The 5,571-nt window shown below is 73.2% G+C and carries 6 protein-coding genes and 1 tRNA gene; 3 read left to right on the top strand and 4 right to left on the bottom strand.

The window, feature by feature from the left end; all coding sequences use genetic code 11:
* Positions 1-764 (top strand): dioxygenase family protein (locus tag FNQ90_RS11060; protein ID WP_182606208.1); only part of this gene is annotated, 764 nt, incomplete at its 5' end.
* A 266-nt stretch (positions 765-1,030) separates the two neighbouring features.
* Here FNQ90_RS11060 and FNQ90_RS11065 read toward each other — a convergent pair.
* From FNQ90_RS11065 to FNQ90_RS11075, 3 genes are all read right to left on the bottom strand, one after another.
* Positions 1,031-1,756, bottom strand: a complete 726-nt coding sequence (locus FNQ90_RS11065; RefSeq protein ID WP_182606213.1) for a nucleotidyltransferase family protein — start codon at positions 1,754-1,756, stop codon at positions 1,031-1,033.
* A gap of 19 nt (positions 1,757-1,775) precedes the next feature.
* Positions 1,776-2,252 carry a hypothetical protein gene (locus tag FNQ90_RS11070; RefSeq protein WP_182606209.1) on the bottom strand — a complete coding sequence of 159 codons (477 nt, stop codon included), beginning with the start codon at positions 2,250-2,252 and terminating at the stop codon, positions 1,776-1,778.
* Between the two features lie 487 nt (positions 2,253-2,739).
* Positions 2,740-3,870 (bottom strand): ABC transporter ATP-binding protein, encoded by a 1,131-nt coding sequence (locus FNQ90_RS11075; RefSeq protein ID WP_182606210.1) that lies wholly within the window; start codon positions 3,868-3,870, stop codon positions 2,740-2,742.
* Between the two features lie 198 nt (positions 3,871-4,068).
* Between FNQ90_RS11075 and FNQ90_RS11080 the strand changes: the two genes are divergently transcribed.
* Positions 4,069-4,145: transfer RNA gene (locus tag FNQ90_RS11080), tRNA-Thr, on the top strand.
* 341 nt (positions 4,146-4,486) lie between these two features.
* Complete coding sequence (locus tag FNQ90_RS11085) at positions 4,487-5,197, top strand: hypothetical protein (RefSeq protein WP_182606211.1); 711 nt, start codon at positions 4,487-4,489, stop codon at positions 5,195-5,197.
* 88 nt (positions 5,198-5,285) lie between these two features.
* On the opposite strand, the gene FNQ90_RS11090 is transcribed toward FNQ90_RS11085, so the two are convergent.
* Positions 5,286-5,571, bottom strand: a 286-nt coding sequence (locus FNQ90_RS11090; protein WP_182606212.1) for a zinc-binding dehydrogenase, incomplete at its 5' end; no start/stop codon positions are given.

Below are 5,571 nucleotides of genomic sequence, written 5' to 3' on the forward strand. Positions count from 1 at the left end.
CCCTCTACATCAGCCACGGCGCGCCCCCGCTGCTGGACGACGGCCCGTGGATCCGGGAACTCTTCGACTGGGCCCGGTCCATGCCCCGCCCCGAGGCCGTGCTGATCGTCTCCGCCCACTGGGAGGACGCCCCGCTCGCCCTCTCGGCGACCGCCGCGCACACCCCGCTGGTGTACGACTTCGGCGGCTTCCACCCCCGCTACCACCGACTGTGCTACGACACCCCCGACGTGAGCCGGCTCGCCGACCGGGTGGCGGCGATGATGCCCGCCGACGAGCCCGTGCACCGGCGCCCCTCCCGCGGGTTGGACCACGGCGCGTGGATACCCCTGATGGCCATGTACCCGGAGGCCGACGTGCCGGTCCTCCAGATGTCGCCGCCCTCGGGGGACCCGCACCGACTGATGGAGCTGGGACGCCGGTTGGCGCCGCTGCGCGAGGAGGGCGTGCTGATCATCGGGTCGGGATTCATGACCCATGGCCTGCCCTTCCTGACCCGGGACATGGTGCTGCACGGTGCCGTGCCCGGCTGGTCGGAGGAGTTCGACGCGTGGGCGCTGGAGGCGCTGGACCGGGGCGACACGGAGGAGTTGGCGGCCTGGCGCGACCGGGCCCCCGGCATGCCGTACGCCCACCCCACCGCCGACCACTTCCTGCCGATCTTCCTCACCCCGGGCGCCGCCCCGGGTCGGGCGGACACCGCCCGCACGGTCATCGACGGGTACATGCTGGGGTTCGCCCGGCGGTCCTTCCGGGTCGGCTGAACCCCGCGCCCACCCCGGCCGTCCGTGCCGGGGCCCCGGCGGACGTCGTCGCCGGGACCGGGGTCGCGGAGGTCACCGCCCTCGTCCGGCGACGGTCGCCCCGTCGCCGCGGCCGTCGCCATCGAGGTCGGGGCCCGCCACCCGGCGCGGGCGACGGGGCCCGACGTCGCTGCTCGGCCGGTGTTCGGCCGCTGCTCGGCCGGAAGCCCTCCGAGCACCTCCGGGACGCGTCCGCCGGACTCCCGGCGAACGCGCACCGGACACGGTCAGCCGGCGCTCCCGCCGCGCAACTCCCGGGCGGCCTCGGTGAGGTCCTTGGCGGTGTCGATGGCCCGCCAGTACGAGCCCTGCGGCAGGGGGAAGCCCGCGAGGCGCCGTTCCCGGGCCAGGCGCGGGAAGGTGGTGCGCTCGTGGTCGCCCCGCTCCGGCAGCAGCTCCGCGAAGTCGGGGGAGAAGACGTAGACGCCCGCGTTGATCTGGTACGACAGCGGCGGGGACTCGATGAAGTCGGTGACGTTGCCGAACTCGTCGGTGGCCACCGCGCCCCACGGGATGCGGGGCCGGGCCAGGGCGATGGTGGCCGTGGCGTCCCGCTCGGTGTGGAAGTCGGCCATGGCGCGGAGCGAGAAACGGGTCCAGATGTCGCCGTTGGTGGCGTACCAGGGCTCGGCGGGACGCGGCAGCGCGGCTGCGGCGTACTTCAACCCGCCGCCGCGACCCAGCGGCTCGCTCTCCACCACCGTGCTCACCCGGACCGGCAGTTCGGTCTCCTTCAGCCAGTCCTGCAGGACCTCGGCGAGGTGGCCGCAGGAGACCACGACATCGGTGACCCCCTCGGCCGCCAACCAGTTCAGCTGGTGGCCGATGATCGGCGTCCCCGTCCCGGGTATCTCGACCATCGGCTTGGGACGGTCGTTGGTGTACGGGCGCAGGCGGGAGCCCTGGCCACCGGCCAGGACCACCGCCTGCGTGGGCTGCGAGGCGACGTTCATGCCCCGCACAGTACCCGGGTCACCGTTCCTCCGTGACGCCGATCGCGAAAGAGGTGTCGCACACCGGGCGGGCGTGTCGGTGGGCCAGTTCGGCGCTGCCGTACTTCACCACCGCGGCGCGGCCCAACTCCCGTGCGAGGGAGGGGCAGTGCTCGGCCAGCGCCGGGTTGCGCTCGACCTCCCACTGAAGGGTGGTGAGCGCCGCTCCGGGGTCGGTGCGCCGCAACTCGTCGAGCAGCAGCTCGAGCAGGGCCTCCTCCGGAGCGGGGGCGGCGTCGACGGCCTCCGCCTCCGGTGCCGCCTCGGCCGCCCGGGCCTCCTTGGACGCGGCCTCGGCGGCGGGCAGGCCGTACTCCCCGGCGCCGGCTGGCAGCACCGTGGTGTCGGTCGCGCCGGACCAGGGCACGTTGGCGACGGCGAGGGTGCCGGAGAGCACCAGGACGACCGGGAGGACGAGGGCGAGAGTTCTGCCGAATCGGCGGGCTGCCTGGTTCACGTGATTTCCTCGGTTTCCTCGCGTCGAGTCGATCGGTTCCCTGGCCGCTTCCTCCGTCGCGTTCGCCGGCCGGGACCGGGGCGGGGGCGCGCCGGAGGCGCCGCGAAACCGCGGCGGGGTCGGGAGCGGGTCGAGGCGATCGTAGCGAGAGGTGCCCGTTCGGCCACCTTGCGTCACTCGACGGAGTGAACCTCTGGGGGTGATGGCGCGTGGTGCGTTGACGAACGCGATCGAAAACGAGTGATTCGGGCATTCCCCGAGGCGGGTCGACCGTCTTCCGTACCCACCGGCCGGACGCCCGAACCGGATGCCCGGAGAGCCCGTCGTGCCGGAGACACCGCAGGCACCGGGCTCACGGAAAACGGCCGGGAGTCGACCCGGTGGGGTCGGCTCCCGGCCGTCGAACCGGTACCGGGCCGGCCGGCGGGGCGGAAGGGGCCCGCCGGCCGGCCCGGACGCTTCGGGTGACGCCGGATGATCCGGTGGATCACTCGCTCAGGCGCGCGCCGCTGCTCTTGGAGAACACGTGGGTCTCGCCGGTCTTGGGCACCACGTGCAGCACGGCGCCCTTCTCCGGGATCTGCCGACCGCCGACCCGGACCACCAGGTCCTTGGTCTCGCCGCCGACCTCGGCGGTGCCGTAGACGTAACCGTCCGCGCCCAGCTCCTCGACCACGTTGACGGTCACGGCCAGACCGGCCGCCGCGTTCGGGTCGTCCTTGGCCAGGCCGACACCGGCGCCGTTCTCCACGATGGTGAAGTGCTCGGGGCGGCAGCCGACCACCACGTGGGTGTCGCCGCTGTTCTGGGCCTCGGCGAGCGCGGTGCGCTCCACCGGCACCACGCTGTTGCCGAACTTCACGCCACCGTCGGTGATCGGCACCTCGACCAGGTTCATCGCCGGGGAGCCGATGAAGCCCGCGACGAAGAGGTTGGCCGGCTTGTCGTACATGTTGCGCGGCGAGTCCACCTGCTGGAGCAGGCCGTCCTTGAGGACCGCGACCCGGTCGCCCATCGTCATGGCCTCGACCTGGTCGTGGGTCACGTAGACGGTGGTGACGCCCAGGCGCCGCTGCAGGCCGGCGATCTGGGTACGGGTCTGGACACGCAGCTTGGCGTCCAGGTTGGACAGCGGCTCGTCCATGAGGAAGACCTGCGGCTCGCGGACGATCGCCCGACCCATCGCGACACGCTGCCGCTGACCACCGGAGAGCGCCTTGGGCTTGCGGTCCAGGTACTCGGTGAGGTCGAGGATCTTCGCCGCCTCCTCGACCTTCGCGCGGATGTCGGTCTTGTTGACACCGGCGATCTTGAGCGCGAAGCCCATGTTCTGCGCGACGGTCATGTGCGGGTAGAGCGCGTAGTTCTGGAACACCATCGCGATGTCCCGGTCCTTGGGGGGCAGGTGGGTGACATCGCGGTCACCGATGCGGATGGCACCGCCGTTGACGTCCTCCAGGCCCGCGAGCATCCGCAGGGAGGTGGACTTGCCGCAACCGGAGGGGCCCACCAGGACGAGGAACTCGCCGTCCTCGATGGCGATGTCGAGCTTGTCGACGGCGGGCTTCTCGGAACCCGGGTAGATCCGGGTCGCCTTGTCGAATGTGACCGTGGCCATGGCGATGCACTCCTTCACCGGCAGGAACGTGCCGGACGATCCGAGTAAAGGTGGGAGGTCCACGTACGTGGACGCGCAGTGAACCTAACCCGAAGGAGTGACCCCTGTCATCATCCGGCGCTCATCGGACCCCGAACCCACCCCCGGGAAAACCCTCCGTGTTCGGCCGGGAGGGCTTGGGTACACTGCATCCGTCGCGCCGCCTTAGCTCAGCTGGTCAGAGCAGCTGTCTTGTAAACAGCAGGTCGTCGGTTCGAATCCGACAGGCGGCTCCACCTCACCGACCTGCGGTGACGCCGGTCCCGGCCGTTCCCGGGCGATCCCGCCCGGGGTTCGGCCGGTGCCCGCCCGTGGTTCCGCCGCCGTGGCCGGGGGCCGGCCCGGGGGCCTCACGGGGCGTGCGCCGACCGGATCGCTCCGGGGCATGCGCCGCGCACGCCCTCCCTTTTCGGTCGTCATCCACCCGCTTCGCCCCGGTTCACGGGGCTTCGAGGGGTGAATCCCGGTCCGGGGCGTACGTCGTGATCACTGCGAACCGTCCCCGCCGGGCACGGTATTCCTGTGAGCCGCGACGCCCGGCCGGGCCGTCGCACCGGTACCAGGAACGGAGAGACCCGTGACAGCGACGACCCCGCGTCCCATCCCCGCCGCCGAAGAGGCCCGGGTCCGGTCCGCCGGTCCGCGCCGGCTGCCCGGCGGGAGAGCCGGACGCCTCACCACGGCGCTGCTCGGCGCCGCTCTCCTCGCGCTGCCCGTGGCGGCCTGCGGGGAGGCCGAACCCGGCGCCGACGCCGGTGGCGGCACCACCGACACCGCTCCCACCGCCGACGGCACCCCCGACACCGCCGGAGCCGGCGAGGGCCCCGGCGAGGACACCACCGACGGTGACGCCGGTAGCGAGGCCGGCGACGGGACCGGGGAAGCGGCCGAGGGGAACACCGGGACCGAGGGCGCCACCGGCACGCCCGCCCCCGACCCGGCCTCTCCCGACGACCCCCTGGTCTTCAACTACTTCGGCGCCGAGGACGGCCGCGCCGACCGCGCCCCCGACAACCTCGTGCTCACCGAGTTCAGCACCCTCAACGAGGTCACCTGGGAGAGCTGGGGCGAGGAGCAGGCCGTCGGAAACGGCCTGCTCTCCGGCACCTGGTGCCTGCCCGAGTGCCTCGACGACCCGTTCCCGGCCCGGGTCGTGCTCACCGACCCCGAGGAGATCAACGGCGACCCGTACTTCACCGCCTTCGAGGTGGAGATCACCGACCCCTCCGGCTACTCGCAGCAGACGATCGAGGCCGCCGAGACCGAGGGCTTCCTCGGCCGGCCCTGACCCGGCCGCCCGCCCCGGCCCCGCGCCCGCGCGGGGCCGGGGCCATCCCGGCGGGCCATCCGGTGGACGGGCCCGATCGCCCCGGCCGTCACGGTCCGCCGGGCAGCAGCACCACCTTGCCCGTGGTGGCGCGTCCCTCCAGGGCCGCGTGCGCCCGGGCCGCCTCCTCGAGCGGGAAAGCCGTCACCAACGGGCGGAACACCCCCTTCGCGGCCAGGGCCAACGCCTCCTCCTCCAGCGTCCGGATGGGGTTCGGACCACCCACCGCCTCCGTGAGGGCCGGACCCGTCACCCACCGGGAGTCCGCGCCCGGCGCCAACCGACCGGCCTCCTCCGGGCCGATCGTCCCGCGCTCGTCGAACCCCGTGCCCGCC

The sequence above is a fragment of the Streptomyces alkaliphilus genome (genome assembly GCF_014141535.1).
Taxonomy (GTDB): domain Bacteria; phylum Actinomycetota; class Actinomycetes; order Streptomycetales; family Streptomycetaceae; genus Streptomyces; species Streptomyces alkaliphilus.

What these genes read in the sequence shown, in the direction of transcription:
- FNQ90_RS11065 (WP_182606213.1), bottom strand. Translation starts at nt 1,756, where the DNA reads ATGAACGTCGCCTCGCAGCCCACGCAGGCGGTGGTCCTGGCCGGTGGC.
- FNQ90_RS11075 (WP_182606210.1), bottom strand. Translation starts at nt 3,870, where the DNA reads ATGGCCACGGTCACATTCGACAAGGCGACCCGGATCTACCCGGGTTCC.